Source organism: Hydrogenophaga palleronii NBRC 102513, assembly GCF_001571225.1.
Taxonomy (GTDB): domain Bacteria; phylum Pseudomonadota; class Gammaproteobacteria; order Burkholderiales; family Burkholderiaceae_C; genus Hydrogenophaga; species Hydrogenophaga palleronii.
The window spans coordinates 35,676-50,589 of sequence record NZ_BCTJ01000016.1 but is presented as its reverse complement, the minus strand read 5'-3'; the positions used below and the strand labels follow the sequence as shown (position 1 = coordinate 50,589).

The 14,914-nt window shown below is 67.2% G+C and carries 15 protein-coding genes; 6 read left to right on the top strand and 9 right to left on the bottom strand.

Annotation, left to right across the window (positions count from 1 at the left end):
• Window positions 1-12: 12 nt before the first annotated feature.
• Both xerD and HPA01S_RS12810 read right to left on the bottom strand, forming a co-directional pair.
• Window positions 13-933, bottom strand: coding sequence for a site-specific tyrosine recombinase XerD (gene xerD / locus HPA01S_RS12815; RefSeq protein WP_066270538.1), 921 nt, complete (start codon window positions 931-933; stop codon window positions 13-15).
• A complete protein-coding gene (locus HPA01S_RS12810; protein WP_157085007.1) occupies window positions 933-1,892 on the bottom strand; it encodes a tripartite tricarboxylate transporter substrate binding protein BugE in 960 nt (319 codons plus the stop codon). The genes xerD and HPA01S_RS12810 overlap by 1 nt, the downstream gene beginning before the upstream one ends.
• Before the next feature lie 220 nt (window positions 1,893-2,112).
• Between HPA01S_RS12810 and HPA01S_RS12805 the strand changes: the two genes are divergently transcribed.
• Window positions 2,113-3,027 carry an AEC family transporter gene (locus HPA01S_RS12805; protein ID WP_066270536.1) on the top strand — a complete coding sequence of 305 codons (915 nt, stop codon included), beginning with the start codon at window positions 2,113-2,115 and terminating at the stop codon, window positions 3,025-3,027.
• A 64-nt stretch (window positions 3,028-3,091) separates the two neighbouring features.
• Here the strand turns inward: HPA01S_RS12805 and HPA01S_RS12800 are convergent, their stop codons facing one another.
• From HPA01S_RS12800 to HPA01S_RS12790, 3 genes are all read right to left on the bottom strand, one after another.
• On the bottom strand, window positions 3,092-3,667 hold the full coding sequence (locus HPA01S_RS12800; RefSeq protein ID WP_245638642.1) for a hypothetical protein: 576 nt from the start codon (window positions 3,665-3,667) through the stop codon (window positions 3,092-3,094).
• Window positions 3,668-3,837: 170 nt separating this feature from the next.
• Window positions 3,838-4,854 (bottom strand): MlaD family protein, encoded by a 1,017-nt coding sequence (locus HPA01S_RS12795; RefSeq protein WP_066270534.1) that lies wholly within the window; start codon window positions 4,852-4,854, stop codon window positions 3,838-3,840.
• Window positions 4,855-4,862: 8 nt separating this feature from the next.
• Window positions 4,863-5,669 carry an ABC transporter permease gene (locus HPA01S_RS12790; protein WP_066270532.1) on the bottom strand — a complete coding sequence of 269 codons (807 nt, stop codon included), beginning with the start codon at window positions 5,667-5,669 and terminating at the stop codon, window positions 4,863-4,865.
• 121 nt (window positions 5,670-5,790) lie between these two features.
• On the opposite strand from HPA01S_RS12790, the gene HPA01S_RS12785 reads away from it, so the two are divergent.
• Entirely contained in the window at window positions 5,791-7,353 is a 1,563-nt protein-coding gene (locus HPA01S_RS12785; protein ID WP_066270530.1) for an acyl-CoA synthetase, read from the top strand.
• 25 nt (window positions 7,354-7,378) lie between these two features.
• On the opposite strand, the gene HPA01S_RS12780 is transcribed toward HPA01S_RS12785, so the two are convergent.
• A complete protein-coding gene (locus HPA01S_RS12780) occupies window positions 7,379-8,185 on the bottom strand; it encodes a siderophore-interacting protein (protein ID WP_066270527.1) in 807 nt (268 codons plus the stop codon).
• Window positions 8,186-8,262: 77 nt separating this feature from the next.
• Between HPA01S_RS12780 and HPA01S_RS12775 the strand changes: the two genes are divergently transcribed.
• Window positions 8,263-8,700 carry a MarR family winged helix-turn-helix transcriptional regulator gene (locus HPA01S_RS12775; RefSeq protein ID WP_066270525.1) on the top strand — a complete coding sequence of 146 codons (438 nt, stop codon included), beginning with the start codon at window positions 8,263-8,265 and terminating at the stop codon, window positions 8,698-8,700.
• A gap of 7 nt (window positions 8,701-8,707) precedes the next feature.
• Here HPA01S_RS12775 and queG read toward each other — a convergent pair whose 3' ends face one another.
• Window positions 8,708-9,805: a tRNA epoxyqueuosine(34) reductase QueG gene (gene queG, locus HPA01S_RS12770; protein ID WP_066270644.1), complete on the bottom strand. Its 1,098-nt coding sequence runs from the start codon at window positions 9,803-9,805 to the stop codon at window positions 8,708-8,710.
• On the opposite strand from queG, the gene tsaE reads away from it, so the two are divergent.
• Entirely contained in the window at window positions 9,806-10,387 is a 582-nt protein-coding gene (gene tsaE, locus HPA01S_RS23465) for a tRNA (adenosine(37)-N6)-threonylcarbamoyltransferase complex ATPase subunit type 1 TsaE (RefSeq protein WP_370670992.1), read from the top strand. It abuts the gene before it with no gap.
• Entirely contained in the window at window positions 10,384-11,844 is a 1,461-nt protein-coding gene (locus tag HPA01S_RS12760; RefSeq protein ID WP_066270520.1) for an N-acetylmuramoyl-L-alanine amidase, read from the top strand. The genes tsaE and HPA01S_RS12760 overlap by 4 nt, the downstream gene beginning before the upstream one ends.
• A gap of 138 nt (window positions 11,845-11,982) precedes the next feature.
• Here HPA01S_RS12760 and HPA01S_RS12755 read toward each other — a convergent pair whose 3' ends face one another.
• Window positions 11,983-13,725 (bottom strand): tannase/feruloyl esterase family alpha/beta hydrolase, encoded by a 1,743-nt coding sequence (locus HPA01S_RS12755; RefSeq protein ID WP_066270517.1) that lies wholly within the window; start codon window positions 13,723-13,725, stop codon window positions 11,983-11,985.
• A 158-nt stretch (window positions 13,726-13,883) separates the two neighbouring features.
• On the opposite strand from HPA01S_RS12755, the gene HPA01S_RS12750 reads away from it, so the two are divergent.
• Window positions 13,884-14,372, top strand: a complete 489-nt coding sequence (locus HPA01S_RS12750) for a MarR family winged helix-turn-helix transcriptional regulator (RefSeq protein ID WP_157085000.1) — start codon at window positions 13,884-13,886, stop codon at window positions 14,370-14,372.
• Between the two features lie 11 nt (window positions 14,373-14,383).
• Here the strand turns inward: HPA01S_RS12750 and HPA01S_RS12745 are convergent, their stop codons facing one another.
• Window positions 14,384-14,893, bottom strand: a complete 510-nt coding sequence (locus HPA01S_RS12745; RefSeq protein WP_066270511.1) for an aromatic-ring-hydroxylating dioxygenase subunit beta — start codon at window positions 14,891-14,893, stop codon at window positions 14,384-14,386.
• Between the last annotated feature and the right edge of the window lie 21 nt (window positions 14,894-14,914).

The window sequence follows — 14,914 nt, the reverse complement described above, 5'->3', positions numbered from 1 at the left end:
TGCCCCGCCACCTCAGCCGCGCGGGTGGTGCTGCGCGACGATGGTCTTGAGGCGCTCGCGCGCCACGTGCGTGTAGATGGTGGTGGTGGAGATGTCGGCGTGGCCGAGCAGCATCTGCACCGCGCGCAGGTCGGCGCCATGGTTCAGCAAATGCGTGGCGAACGCATGGCGCAGCGTGTGCGGCGACAGCGGCGAGGTGATGCCGGCCTGCACCGCGTACTTCTTCACCAGTTGCCAGAACATCGCGCGTGTCATGGCCTCACCGGCGCGCGAGCCACGTGAGGTGACGAACAGGTCTTCGCTCTGCAGGCCGTTGAGGATCTCAACCCGAGCCTGCCCCATGTAACGCTGCAGCCATTGCCCGGCCAGCTGGCCGAACGGCACCAGCCGCTCCTTGTTGCCCTTGCCGGTGATGCGCAGCACGTGTTCGTTCATGCCGACGTGCCAGGTCTTGAGCGTCACCAGCTCGCTCACCCGCAGGCCGCTGGCGTAGATGAGTTCCAGCATACAGCGGTCGCGCAAACCGAGCGGCGTGCCCACGTCGGGCGCATTGAGCAGCGCTTCCACCTGCGCTTCGCTCATGGTCTTGGGCACGCGCAAGGGCTGGCGCGCCGGCGAGAGCCGCAAGGTGGGATCGACGGTGATGAAACGTTCGCGCAGCGCCCAGCGGAAGTAGCGCTTGAACACCGTGAGCCGCCGGTTGGCGGTGGTGGCGCGCGTGCTGGCGTGGCGTTCGCTGAAATACGCGTTGAGGTCGGCCTCGCGGGTTTCGGGCAGCGTCTTGCCGTGTTCGGCCAGCCACTGGCCGAGCAGCACGAGGTCGCGCCGGTAGGCGTCGAGCGTGTTGCGCGAGAGGCCTTCTTCGAGCCAGAGACTGTCGACGAAGGCCCCGGCGAGGCCCTCACTGGCCTCCGCCAGGGACTTCGGATTCATCAGTCGAGCGAGAGTTTCTGCTTGGCGACCACGTCCTTGTAGACGTCGAACTCGGCCTTGATCTGCGCCGTGAACTCCGACGGCGAGTTGCCGACGATCAGCGAGCCCGTGTCTTCGATGCGCTTGCGCACCGCCGGGTCAGCCAGCGCCTGCTTGGACGCGTTGTAGACCTTGTCCACCACGTCCTGCGGCAGGCCCTTGGGACCGATGAGGCCGTAGTACGCCATGCGGTTCACCGGCTCCAGGCCCATTTCCTTGAAGGTGGGCACATCGGGCAGCACGGCCAGGCGCTGCGGCGCGGCCACGGCCAGCGCCACCAGGCGGCCGGCCTTGATGTGCGGCAGTGCCGAAGGCAGGTTGTCAAAAATGATCGGCACCTGGCCGCCAATGGTGTCGTTCAGCGCCGGGCCCGCACCACGGTAGGGAATGTGGGTGATGAAGGTGTTGGTCAGGTTCTTGAACAATTCGGTCTGCAGGTGGCCGATGCCGCCGGTGCCCGAGCTGGCGTAGCTGTACTTGCCGGGGCTCTTCTTGAGTTCGGCGATGAAGGCCTTGAGGTCTTTGGCGGGGAAGCTCGGGTGCACCGCGATCACGTTGGGCGTGGCCGCGATGTTGGTGATGGGCGTGAAGTCGGTGAGCGTGTTGTACGCAATCTTCGGGTTGATCGCCGGGTTGGCAGCGGTGGTGGACACCGTGGCCACACCGATCACATAGCCGTCGGGCGGGGTGCGTGCGAGTTCGGTCGCACCCACCACGCCGCCGCCACCGGCCTTGTTCTCGACCACCACGCTTTGCCCCAGGGACTTGGCGAGCGGCTCGGACATGACGCGCGCAATGATGTCGGTCGTGCCGCCCGGTGCGAACGGAACCTGCAAACGAATCACTTTGTTGGGGTAAGCCTGGGCCCAGGCGGTGCTGCCCACAACCACCGAGGCGGTGGCCAGGCCGATCGCAACCATCTGACGACGAGAAACCATGAAAAGTACTCCTTGGGTGAGAAAACACAGGTGACTTTGCAGTGGGCCAACAAAGGATCGCCGCTGTGGAGCAACGCGCCCGATTCGAGGCAGCCCACCCCATCCGAGAAAGCACTGTAGCGTGCCCTGGCCGGTGTGAACATGGGGTGATCACATACGTATTAACCCGAAAACGGCCGGCAGTGCAGGCTATGCTCTGGGCGTGAATTTCGCCCAACTGCTCTTCCCGGACTTCTCCCTCATCCTCTGCGGCTACCTGGTCTGCCGCTTCACGGCCCTCAACCGCCGGGTGTGGGAACAGGTGGAGAGCCTGGTGTATTACTTCCTGTTCCCGGTGCTGCTGTTTCACTCCATCGTGAAGAGCCCGCTGGACCTCTCGGCCGCCTCCAGCCTGGTCGGCGCGGCGGTGTCGCTGGCGGCATGCGCCATCGCGCTGGCCTACTCGGTGCCGCACTGGCCCTGGCTGGGCAAGCGCATCGACCTGCGCCTGCACGCGGCCAGCGCCCAGGTGGCATTCCGCTTCAACTCCTTCATCCTGCTGGCCCTGGCCGACCGCGTGGCCGGCCCGCAAGGCCTGCTGATGGTGGCGGTGATCATCGGCGTGTGCGTGCCGATCTTCAACATCGGCGCGGTCTGGCCGATGGCGCGGCACGCCAACCGCGGCTTCATGCGCGAGCTGGTGCGCAACCCGCTGATCGTCGCCACCGCCTCCGGCCTGGTGGCCAACCTGCTGGGCTTCGGCATCCCGTACTGGCTGGAGCCCACGGTCAACCGCATCGGCCAGGCCTCGCTGGCACTGGGCCTGATGGCGGCCGGCGCCGGCATGCAGTTCGGCTCCATGGCCACGGCCAAGACGCTGGCGGTGGTGGTGCTCGCGCTCAGGCACGCGGTGGTGCCCGTCATCGCCTTCGGCCTGGCCCGCCTGTTCCGGCTCGACCCGACCCAGACCCTGGTGCTGCTCACCTTCTCGGCCGTGCCCACCGCGTCGAGCTGTTATGTGCTGGCCGCGCGCATGGGCTACAACGGCCCGTATGTGGCCGGGCTGGTCACGCTGTCCACCGTGCTGGGCATGGTGAGCCTGCCGTTTGCACTCGGCGTGCTGGGCAAGATTCCCTGAGGCCGGGCCCCGAGCCACACCTCGGCCATCTGCAGACCGAAAAGAAATACCCCGCGCGCAGGCCTCAGCGCGCCGGACCCAGCACCAGGTCAATGCGCCGCTGCAGGCGCGCAGCCTCGTCCGTGGCCCCCGCCGCCTGCGCACGCTGCCGCTGCAGGGTGAGCCAGGCCGCCAGCGGCCGGCGCCAGCCCTGGGCCGACGCGGTGTCCACCGCCTGCTGCAGCACCGCCGGTGTGGCGCGATCGCTGCGCAGCAGCACACCGGCCGCCACCAGTTTCGACAACGGGTCTTGCAGGCCGGCCAGCGCCGCTTCGGGTGCGCCGCTGCCGCCCAGCAAGGCGCGCTGCGCCTCGGGCAGCAGTGCTGCGTCGGCGGGCTGCGCCGTGCCTGCGAGGTAACGCGCGTAGGCCAGTTCGGCCGGGGCCGCGTCCTGCGCCAGCGCTTCGAACCCGGTGCAGGGCTCAAACACCAGCGACGCGACGCGTGTGGCGCAACGCAGCAGCTCGGCGCGCGCCAGCAGGTCGGCCCGGCCGGTGCTGCCGAGTTCGCGCCGCACGCGGGCGAACTCGGCCGCTTCGATGGCCGAGTCGCCCCGCAGCCAGGCTTCGGTCGCGCGCTCGGCACCGCCCCTGGCGTTCATCTGCCACTCGGGCGCGGGGGGCTTGCTGGCGCAGGCCACCAGCGTCAGAGCGGCAACGAACGAGGCAATACCCTTCCAGAGATGCCGCGGAACCGGCTTTGCCGGGCCGCAGGCATCGCCCCCTTGAGGGGGTGACGGGACCGAAGGGAGCGGCGCGGGGGTGATGGTGTTCACGGTAGTTTGATCTCCGTGTCGCGGGCAAAAGGCCACTTGCGGTTGATGTCGTTGATCATGCTGTCGACCTTGCGCAGGCTGGACTCCACCTCGCCGCGCAGATCACCCAGGTCGCCCGTGGCCTCGCGGGTGTTGCCGGCAATGCCCTGCACCTCGACCAGCACCGCGTCCACCTTCTGCAGGCTGTTGCGCGCCTCGGCCAGCAGGCCGTTGAGCTGCTGCACCGACACCCGCGCATCACCCACCAGGCCGCCCTGCCCCGGGCCCGCGCCCTGGCCGAACACCTGGCGGTCGGCGTTGGCGGCCAGGCTGTCCAGCCGCGTGGCCAGGGCGTCGGCGCGCTGCAGCAGCGCATTGGTGCGCTCGATGGTGAGCACCAGTTTTTTCGCATCGGCGTCGTTGCCCATCAAAACGCCCAGGCCGCCGTGCGGGCCCTTGAGGCGCTCGGCCGTCACCTGCACGCCGCCGAGCGTGCCGGCCACAGCGCCGTCGGCCTTGGTGAGCGCGGCCAGGTTGTCGAGCACCTCGCGCATGCTGGCGGCCAGCTTCGGGATTTCGGCGGCGGTGTCGCCGCGCAACACGGTGCGCTCGGCACCGTCGGGCAGCGGCGGGTCTTCCAGCACGCCGCTGTAGGCGCGGATGCGCGTGCCGCCGACCAGGCCGCGCTCCATGGTGAAGATGCTGGAGGTGCGCAGCCACTTGGCGTCTTTGCGCGGCACGTCGACCAGGATGCGCGCGTTGCCATCGTCGGCCAGCTCGATGCGCGCCACGCGGCCGATGGCAAAACCGGCAAAGGTCATGTCCAGGCCCACCACCACGCCTTCGGAGTCGTCCGAGATCAGCACCAGCCGCTGCGTGGGCTCCAGCACGCCACGCGCGTAGAGGATGTAGGCGGCCGAGCCGAGCACCAGCACGGCCATCAGCATCAGCAGCAGGCCGGCCTTGAACTCCAGGTTCTTCACCGGCGGTGTGTCGGGCGGTGGTGGTGGCGGGTTGGTGGGCGTGGGGTTCATTGTGTGTGTCAGTAATAGTTGCCGACCAGCGACACCACCTCGATGATCAGGACGACCGAGAACAGGCGCGCGAACTCGCTCATGTCGCTGCGCCGGCTGTAGCGGCCCAGGCGATCGGGCTGTGCGGCGGCGGCCAGCGGCACCACCGCCACGGCGAGGCTGAAGAACAGCGTCTTCAGACCAAAGATCAAGGTGACGGCGGGCGTGAACACGCTGCCCACGGCGCGGGTGTAGCCCGGCAAGCCCCAGGGCGAAAAGCCGTACACCGCGAGGTAGGTCAGCACCAGCGCCACCACCGAGCTCAGCGCCGCGAGCAAGGTCACCGAAAACATGCTGCCCAGGGCGCGCGGCAGCAGCTCGTTCACCAGCAGGCCCTGCCGCTCCGGCAGGCTGCCTTCTCGCTGTTGCAGCGCCAGGTGCTTGCGCACCTCCTGCGCGCCGGGCATGGCGTAACGCACGGCCACGAACATGGCGACGTAAAGAGGAATGAGTTCAAGCACCAGAGTGCGCACCAGCACCTCGAGCGCGTACTGCGAGAGGCCGTAGCTGGTGGCGGTGGCGACCACGATGCGGATCAGCACCAGGCTCACCAGCGCCGACAGCACGAGGAACCAGGTGAGCAATGGCGCGGTGGCGCGGTACAGGCTGTTGAGCACGGCCTCGCGGTGCGTGCCGGCGCGGTAACTGGTGGGCGAGAGCGCCAGCACCAGGATCTGTGCGCCGACGAACAGGGTGTGCCACCAGGCGTTCCAGTTCGCCCGCAGGCCCCGGGCCCAACGGCCCAACGTGTCGTGTGTGGCTTGCACCGGGTTCATGCGTCGATGATAGTCCTGGGATCCGGCCCAACGCGGTCTGCCCGTACGCCCCAGGTGACAGCGCTTTGGCAAGCCCAGCGCCAGAATGGTGTCCAGCCCATCTGCCAAGAGGAGACCCGACATGCCCGCTTCCATTCACCCGGTGGTGCGCCGCCAGACCATCGCCGATGCACTGCACCGGACTGCACTGCGCCTGCCGAACAAATCGGCCATCGTCTGTGGCGACACGCATTGGACCTACGCCGAGTTCAACGCGCTGGTGAGCCGGCTCGCCGCGGGCTTGGTGCGCATCGGCGTGGGCCAGGGCGACAAGGTCGCCGTGCTGGCACGCAACTCCCATGGTTTCGCGGCCCTGCGCTTTGCCCTGGCGCGCCTGGGCGCGGTGCTGGTACCGATCAACTTCATGCTCAAGGCCGATGAGGTGGCCTACATCCTGCGCCATGCAGGCGCCCGCACCCTGGCGACCGACAGCGGCCTGGCCGAGCTGGCACGCGCAGCAGCAGCGCTGGACACGCAAGTCGCCCAGACCATCTGGCTGCCCTCGGAAGACCCGAGCGAGCCGGTGGCCGGCATGCACCGCTTCGACGAACTCGCTGCCTGCACCGATGCATTGCCCGACGTGACACTGGGAAGCTTTGACCTGGCGCAGATCGTCTACACCAGCGGCACCGAATCCACGCCCAAGGGCGCCATGCTCACGCACGACGCGGTGCTGTGGCAGTACGTGAGCTGCGTGCTCAATGCAGAAGTCGCCGAGGACGACCAGACCCTGCACGCGCTGCCGCTCTACCACTGCGCGCAGCTCGACGTGTTCTTCGGCCCGGCCATCTACATCGGCAGCAGCAACGTGATCACGTCCAAGCCGGTGCCGGACCACCTGATTGCGCTGATCGAGAAGTACGGCATCACCAGCTTTTTCGCGCCACCCACCGTGTGGATCGCCCTGTTGCGCTCCCCCGCATTCGACGCGGCACGGCTGCGCAGCCTGTCCAAGGGTTACTACGGCGCGTCCATCATGCCGGTGGAGGTGCTCAAGGAACTCGCGGCGCGATTGCCCGCTGTGCGACTGTGGAACCTGTATGGTCAGACCGAGATTGCGCCCTTGGCCACCATGCTCGGCCCGGACGATCAATTGCGCAAACCCGGCTCTTGCGGCAAGGCCGTGCTCAACGTAGAGACCCGGGTGGTGACCGACGACATGCGCGACGTGGCCGTGGGCGAGATCGGCGAAATCGTGCACCGCTCGCCCCATCTGATGTTGGGCTACTTCAACGACCCCGAGCGCACGCGCGCCGCCTTTGAAGGCGACTGGTTCCACAGCGGTGACCTGGCAGTGATCGACGAAGAAGGCTTCATCACCGTGGTCGACCGCAAGAAGGACATGATCAAAACCGGTGGCGAAAACGTGGCCAGCCGCGAGGTGGAGGAAATGGTGTACCGCCTAGCCGCCGTGAGCGAGGTGGCGGTGATCGGCTTGCCCGACCCGAAGTGGGTCGAGGCGGTGACCGCGGTGATCGTGGTCAAGTCCGGCCAGCAACTCACGGAGGCCGAGGTGCTGGCGCACTGCAACCAGCATATGGCCACGTTCAAGGCACCCAAGCGGGTGGTGTTCACCGACAGCCTGCCCAAGAACCCCAGCGGCAAGCTGCTCAAGCGCGAGCTGCGCCAGCGCTACGCGGGCTGACCACCGCCACGTCGAGCGCTGTTCCTCACCCCAGGGTTTCGTGGTGGCCGGCGCTGCCGCGTTTCCAGTAGGCCGAGGCGCGCACGCGCGACTTGTCCAGGCCGTGCTGCCCCACCAGCACCTGGCGCACCGCGGCAATGCTCGCGGCCTCACCACCGGCCCAGGCAAAGCCCTCGCCCGCTGGCAGGGTGAGCGCGGCCACGGCGCGCGCCAGCGCATCGGTGGCGCCGGTCTCGACCCAGTGCAGCTGCACGCTGGCACGGCTGTCGAACGCGCGGCGGTCACCGGCGTCGGCGGTTTCGATCACCACCAGCGCCTGCGCCGTCTCGGGCAACTCCTCAAGGCGACGCGCGATCGCCGGGATGGCGGTCTCGTCACCCACCAGCAGATGCCAGTCGAAAGCCGTGGGCACCACGAAGGAACCGCGCGGCCCGCCCAGGCCGACCTCGTCGCCCACCTGCGCCGACTCGGCCCAGCGCGAGGCGGCGCCATCGCCGTGCAGCATGAACTCGATGTCGAGCACGCGCGCCGCGTTGTCGTACTGGCGCGGCGTGTAGTCGCGCATGGCGGGCTTCTCGGCGCCGGGCGGCAGTGCCAGGCCGTCGGGGCCCGGCTGCGGCAGCACCAGCGGCTGGCCGGGCTGGGCCGGCAGCATGAGCTTGGCGTGGTCGTCGAACGAGGCGCTGACGAAATCGTGCAGCGAGTCGCCCGCGAAACGGATGCGCAGGAAGTTCGCACCGACGCGCTCGATGGCCTGCACCGTGAGGCGGCGCACCTGCAGGGTGTGGCGCACGCGCTCCACGACCAGGGAAGGGGATGTGCTTGTGTTCATGTTGGCATTTAGTTGATAATGACAACCATCATGCCAGGATTGGATGACACTGTCAACAACATGGACAACCCACGAGAATGAAACCAGACAACACCGAGGTGCTGGACCGCCTGCACGCGCTGATGCACGGCCTGCGGCGCCACCTGCAGGAAGCCGTGCGGCAGGACAGCGAAGGCCTGGGCCCGATGGAGGCGCGTTGCCTGGGGTACTTCATGCGCAACGACGGTGGCACGCAGCGCGATCTGGTGCAGCACGCGGGGCGCGACAAGGCGCAGATCGCGCGCATCGTCAAATCCCTGCTCGACCGCGGCCTGCTGGTCAGCAGCCCCGACCCGAACGACGGACGCAGCCAGCGGCTGAGCGTGACGGCCACCGGCCAGGCGCTGCAGCGCCGGATGCAGCAGCACCGCGCGCGTTTCGAGAAGACCCTGACCGCCGGCCTGACGGCATCGGAGCGCAGCAGCCTGCTCGCCCTGCTCGACCGCCTACAGGACAACGTGGGCAGCGACAGCTGAAAAGACCTCAGTGGGCGGCGACGGTGCCCTGCCCCATGGCCCAGGCCACGTGTTCGCGCACCAGCGCGCTGGGGTGATCGGCGCGGGCCTGCAGCGCGCGCCGCAGCTCGTCCTGATTCCCCGTTGCGCTGCGCAGGGCATTGCCGAGCGAGACCGCGATGTTGCGCAGCCAGCGCTCGTGTCCGATGCGCCGGATCGGGCTGCCCTCGGTGCGGAGCAGAAACTGCTCTTCGCTCCAGCCGAACAGCTCCACCAGCGTGGCACCGCTCAGCCCCTCGCGCGCGTCGAAGTCGGCCAGCGGGCTGCGCCGGGCGAACTTGTTCCAGGGGCAGATCAGCTGGCAGTCGTCGCAGCCGTAGATGCGGTTGGCCATCAGCGGGCGCATCTCGTCGGGGATCGGGCCCGCGTGTTCGATGGTGAGGTAACTGATGCAACGGCGTGCGTCGAGCCGCCGTGGCGCGGTGATGGCCTGGGTCGGGCAGACGTCGATGCAGGCGCTGCAGCCGCCGCAGTGTTCGGTGACGGCTTCGGTCGGCGGCAGGTCCAGGTCGGTGTAGATCTCGCCCAGAAAGAACATCGAGCCGGCTTCTCGGTGCAGCAGCAGTGTGTGCTTGCCGCGCCAGCCCTGGCCGCTGCGCTGGGCCAGCTCGGCTTCGAGCACCGGGGCCGAGTCGGTGAACACGCGGTGGCCCAGCGGGCCGACCGCCGCCCGGATGCGCTCGGCCAGCGTCTGCAGGCGGTTGCGCAACACCTTGTGGTAGTCCCGCCCCCGCGCATAGACCGACACGATGGCCTCCCCGGGCCGCTCGAGCCGCTGCAGTTCATGCGCCTGCCAGTCTTCGGGCGTGTCGCGCGGCAGGTAGTCCATGCGCGCGGTGATCACGCTCAGCGTGCCCGGCACCAGCTCGGCCGGGCGCGCGCGCTTCATGCCATGCGCGGCCATGTAGGCCATGTCACCGTGCCATCCAGCCGACAGCCAGGCCTGCAAACCGGGTTCGGCGGCCGACAAATCCACACCGGCGACGCCAATTTGGGAAAATGCGAGCTCCCGGCCCCAGGCCTGTATTTGCGAGACGAGTTGAGCGGCATCAAAAGCGAACTTCATGTGAAGCCGATTGTAGGAAGCACGCTGCTGCCTGTGGACCCGGCGTTCGCCGGCGGCGACCGCTGGCAAGGCCACTGGGCCGGCGAGAAAGACACCGAGGCCTTTGCACGCCGGCTGGCCGCCGCGCCCGCCATCGCCCACGCCACGCTCACCCTGCAGGGCGACCTGGGCGCGGGCAAGACCACGCTGGTGCGCCACCTGCTGCGCGCGCTCGGCGTGCAGGGGCGCATCAAGAGCCCCACGTACGCGGTGGTTGAACCGCACACCGCGGGCGGCCATGCGGCGCTGCCCGCCGGCCAGGCGCTGATGGTGTGGCACTTCGACTTCTACCGCTTCAACGACCCGCGCGAATGGGAAGACGCGGGTTTCCGCGAACTTTTCGCCAGCCCCGGCCTCAAGCTGGTGGAGTGGCCCGAGCGCGCCGGTGATTTTCTGCCGGTGGTTGATCTGCAGATCGACATTCAACCCGACAACATGACACCTCACGCCCCGACCGACGATCTGGAACAGGACAGCCAGCGCACCGTGCAGGCCACGGCGCTCACCGACACCGGCCGCCGGCTGTTGAGGGCGCTCGCATGAGCGGCGGCCTGAACCGCCGCACCCTGCTACGCACCGGCTCGCTGGTGCTGCTGATCGGCGCCCAGCAGATCGCGCGCGGCGCCAGCGTGGTGGCGGTGCGCATCTGGCCAGCCGAGGACTACACGCGCGTGACCATCGAGTCCGACGCCGTGTTGAAGGCGCGCCACGTCTTCGTGCCCGACCCGCCGCGCCTGGCGGTGGACATCGAAGGCATCGACCTGCTGCCCAGCCTGCGCGAGCTGGTGGGCAAGCTCAAGTCGGACGACCCCAACATCGCCGGCATCCGCGCCGCGCAGAACGCACCCACCGTGGTGCGCCTGGTCATCGACCTGAAGAAACCGATCAAGCCGCAGGTGTTCAGCCTGACCCCGGTGGCGGCCTATCAGCACCGCCTGGTGTTCGACCTGTATCCCGCCGACCCGCCCAACCCGGTGGACCAGCTGATCGCCCAGCACATCAAGGAGATGGACGAGGCGAGCGAACGCGCGGCCCGCCTGCTCGGCCTGGAGGCCGACAAGGTCAAGCGCCCGGTGCGCCCCGAAGACGATCCGCTGGGCGCCTTGATCGCCGGCCGCGAGCGGCCTGCCGCACCGGCCGCCGGCCCCAACGCCAGCCCGGGACCGACACCCGCGCCCCCGCCGGCACAGACAGAAGACACACCGCCCGTGGTGGCCGGCGCCACACCCGGCCGCGGCAGCCCCGCCAAACAGCCACCCGCTGGCAAGGGCAAGACCGAGCGCCTGATCATCATCGCGCTCGACCCCGGCCACGGCGGCGAAGACCCGGGCGCCATCGGCCCCGGCGGCACGCAGGAAAAACGTGTGGTGCTGCAGATTGCCCAGAAGCTGCGCGACCGCATCAACGACACACGCGTCAACGGCAACCCCATGCGCGCCTACATGACGCGCGACAAAGACTTTTTCGTGCCCCTGCAGGTGAGGGTGCAGAAAGCCCAACAGGTGCAGGCCGATTTGTTCATCAGCATCCACGCCGATGCTTTCCTGACCCCGAAGCCGCAGGGCGCCAGCGTGTACGCACTGAGCACCCGCGGCGCCAGCAGTGCCGCAGCGCGCTGGATGGCCGACAAGGAAAACGCGGCCGATCTGGTGGGCGGCCTCAACACCCGGACCGCCGACGCCCATGTGCGGCGCGCACTGCTCGACATGAGCACCACGGCCCAGATCAACGACAGCCTCAAGCTGGGCGCGGCCATGCTGGGCCACGTCAAACAGATCGGCAGGCTGCACAAGCCCAACGTGGAACAGGCCAACTTCGCGGTGCTGCGCGCACCCGACATCCCCAGCGTGCTGGTGGAAACCGCCTTCATCAGCAACCCCGACGAAGAGCGGCGCCTGAACGACGCCAAATACCAGGACGACCTGGCCGACGCGCTGGTGCGCGGCATCGTCGCTTACTTCTCGAAGAATCCGCCGCTGGCGCGCAGCCGGCAGATCTGAAGAAGCATTGGCCCTTGTCTGCCACCAGTGAAAGTGCCCGGCGCGCCCCCAGACCAGGCGCTGCCGAGCAGTAACAAAAAAAAGGCCGGGTGACGTCTCCAGAAGGAGACATCCCCGGCCTTCAGTTTTCAAACCCGATCAGTCAGCGCAGGTGTAGGAAGCCGCTTCGCCGGCCGGTCCTTGCACGTATTTCGGGTACGTAGGGTACGAGCACATCGGCAGCGTCTTCGTCACGCCAGCCGTCGTTGCCGTCACCGTCGGCGACAGGCTCGGTGCTTCGTTGGTTTCCACCCACGTCTTCAGCATTTCCAGCCCCTTGAATGCGCTGGGGATGTTCTCCACCGGAATGGTCGCGCCATCGCCATTCACGGCGACGTTCGACCCGCTCAGGCCGTGACCGGTCTGGGGCAGAACCCACAGGCGCGCAAACGCATTCACCACGGGGCGCTTCATCGTGTCGACCACCGCTTGGTAGTAGTCAAGCTGGGCGCCCGTCGAAGCCAGGCTGTCGTTGGTACCGATGGTGACCAGCAGCTTGCCGCCGCGCTTGTAGAACGCGGACAGATCCGGGTTGGCGGAATCCATGTACTCCGAGGTTTGCAGGCGTCGGGCGTTGAGCGCACCGCCTTCCACGTAGTCCAGCGTGTTCGCGTTCAGGTCCTTGAAGAGGAAGCCCTTTGCGCCTGGGCTGCCCAGGTGGCTGAACGGCAAGGCTCCAACTGCTGCGCCCTCTTGCCCTGCGTAACGGCCGTTGTTCAGGATGAAGCCGGGCACCTCGGTTGTGGGCATCCACATACCGAACGACGTGGCACCGTGTGCCAGTGGCGTCGCGAAGTTGTAGGACGAGAACATGAACTTCAAGGTGTCGATCTGCCCGTCCGTGAGGCACGCGCTTGCCGTGTTGTCCGTGGGGTTGGGATCGATGTTGTCGGGGCAGCGCTTGCTGAGCCACGGGTTGCGGCCCGACGGATCGTTCTTCGCGTTGAAGATGGCACGGCACGCCTGGTAGTTGTTGATGATGCCGTCCACCAGTCCATCGAGCTTGTCGCACTGGCGCATGAACTCCGTGCGGATCGCCTCCGCCTTGACGTGCGGCACCCAGTTGGCCAGCGGTTTTTCTTGAATGCGCATCCAGTCCGGCGCCATCGAAAGCGAGGAGAAGCTGAGCACAGGCACCGTCACCACGACCCCGTCGTAGTCGTTCGGGTACCGCTGAGCGACCGTCAGCCCTTCGCGGCCGCCTTGAGAGCCGCCTTGCCAGTAGGTGAAGCGGGGCTTTTCTCCATACATGCGCTGGACCAGCTCCACCGAGGCGTCGCGGGTCTTCTTCATCTGCATGTAAGAGAAGTTCAACATGGACTCTTCATTCAGCGCCCACTGCGCGCCGAAGCCGGAGTGACCCGAGTCGCTGCCCCAGGTCGCGGCCCCCATCCCGAGGATCTCCGGCGATGGAGCGCCCGGAACAGAACCGTTCATGCCACCACCACCGGTGTGCACCGCGCGCAGGCTCCATGACGAGGGCAACGCAACCTTGAATTTGATCGGCGGTGCGCTGGGGTCAACGGGATGAATATCGCCAGTCACCGTGCAGTAGGCTTGGTTGGTACCTGCGGCAGCAGTCCAGGTGGGCGCGTTCAAGGACACGCCGGAGACACGCTCTCCAATCAGGTTGGCGGGAATCGAAGCCCCGAGCTTGGCCGCCGTGCAATCGGCAGCGGTAATTTCTTTGTTGGCCGCCACCGGGGCCAGCAAAGAACCTGGGGCCGCAATGGCCAACGACGGAGGCTCCTGGGTGCCACCGTCACCACCGCCACCACCACATCCCATGATGAGCGCGGCACTGCCCGTCACCGCGAACACTGATCGTCTGAACACTTTCATATTTGTCTCCTGCCGGTTGAATTGAACTGCTCGCCAGCTTCTTGAGCTTCTTGCTGGCGCGGAAACAAAGGTTAAGTTACTTAACTATTAAGAGCATTAGGTACTTACCCGGGTCTGACGCCTTGTGGGAAGCGCACGCTGGCAGCGACAATCGCGGCATGAAAAAAACGAGTCCCGATCTCGCAGGCGAGGTCACCCCTGAAGGCGAGCTGGAAGAAGCACGGCTGCACCACATCGTGGGCTACCAGGTGGCGCAAGCGGCCATTTCCACCATTGCTTCCTTCAACTTCCTGGTGGGAAAAGAACAGAAGCTGCGCCCGGTCGAGTTCACGATCCTGGCGTTGATCAGGGAGAACCCGGACCACACGCTGGCCCGCCTGGCGCAGGCACTCGCCGTGACGGCGCCGAACATCACCACATGGATTGATCGGCTCGAAGAGCGCAAGCTGGTCAAACGGATGCAGAGCAGCACCGACCGCCGTGCGCTGCAGATTCGCCTGACGCCGCTGGGCGCCAAGCTCGTGGCAGAAGCCACCACCCGCCTGATCGAAGGCGAACGCAAGGTCTACAAGAACCTCAGCGATACCGAGTTCGACACCCTCATCGCCTTGCTCCACAAGGTCGCTGGCAGGCGCACCTTCAACTGAAGGCTGGTGGTCTACACCGGGTAGATCAGCGAGTTCAGCACCATCTCGCTGTCGTACACACACAGCCGGCTCTGCAGCTTGAGGCCGGCGTCGGTCTGCACGAAGGTGTCGATGTAGCGGCCCACCTGGTAAACCTCGCTCACGCTGCCCGGCTTGGTGCGGAACACTGCGTAGTTGGCTTCGGCCTGAATGGGATCGTCCACCGTGCCGGCACCCGCGTGTGTCACGCGTGCCGGGCTCACCACGTGGCGCGTGTAGTACGGCCCGTGGTAGATGGTCTGGCTGGTGCCGTAGATGCGGTCGCGCATCATGCCCTGGCTCTCCAGCGCGATCAGTGCCAGCGGCAGCTTGCGGTCGAAGTTCTCGCGCGCCTGCACCTTGTAGCGCGCATCGGCCACGAAACACTCGGGCCATTCATTGAAGCGGCGTTCGTCGAGCGACGCCGCGTAGGCCGCGTTGAAGCGGTCGATGGCGTGGTGCAGCAGCAGGCTCTGCAGGTCGGTATCAATCAAAGCGTTCATGGCGAAACGGGGTCGGAGACA

Bases quoted from the DNA above. Each gene is read 5' to 3' on its own strand.
- xerD (WP_066270538.1), bottom strand. From the start codon at position 933: ATGAATCCGAAGTCCCTGGCGGAGGCCAGTGAGGGCCTCGCCGGGGCC.
- HPA01S_RS12810 (WP_157085007.1), bottom strand. From the start codon at position 1,892: ATGGTTGCGATCGGCCTGGCCACCGCCTCGGTGGTTGTGGGCAGCACC.
- HPA01S_RS12800 (WP_245638642.1), bottom strand. From the start codon at position 3,667: ATGAACGCCAGGGGCGGTGCCGAGCGCGCGACCGAAGCCTGGCTGCGG.
- HPA01S_RS12795 (WP_066270534.1), bottom strand. From the start codon at position 4,854: ATGAACCCCACGCCCACCAACCCGCCACCACCACCGCCCGACACACCG.
- HPA01S_RS12790 (WP_066270532.1), bottom strand. From the start codon at position 5,669: ATGAACCCGGTGCAAGCCACACACGACACGTTGGGCCGTTGGGCCCGG.
- HPA01S_RS12785 (WP_066270530.1), top strand. From the start codon at position 5,791: ATGCCCGCTTCCATTCACCCGGTGGTGCGCCGCCAGACCATCGCCGAT.
- HPA01S_RS12780 (WP_066270527.1), bottom strand. From the start codon at position 8,185: ATGAACACAAGCACATCCCCTTCCCTGGTCGTGGAGCGCGTGCGCCAC.
- HPA01S_RS12775 (WP_066270525.1), top strand. From the start codon at position 8,263: ATGAAACCAGACAACACCGAGGTGCTGGACCGCCTGCACGCGCTGATG.
- queG (WP_066270644.1), bottom strand. From the start codon at position 9,805: ATGAAGTTCGCTTTTGATGCCGCTCAACTCGTCTCGCAAATACAGGCC.
- HPA01S_RS12760 (WP_066270520.1), top strand. From the start codon at position 10,384: ATGAGCGGCGGCCTGAACCGCCGCACCCTGCTACGCACCGGCTCGCTG.
- HPA01S_RS12755 (WP_066270517.1), bottom strand. From the start codon at position 13,725: ATGAAAGTGTTCAGACGATCAGTGTTCGCGGTGACGGGCAGTGCCGCG.
- HPA01S_RS12750 (WP_157085000.1), top strand. From the start codon at position 13,884: ATGAAAAAAACGAGTCCCGATCTCGCAGGCGAGGTCACCCCTGAAGGC.
- HPA01S_RS12745 (WP_066270511.1), bottom strand. From the start codon at position 14,893: ATGAACGCTTTGATTGATACCGACCTGCAGAGCCTGCTGCTGCACCAC.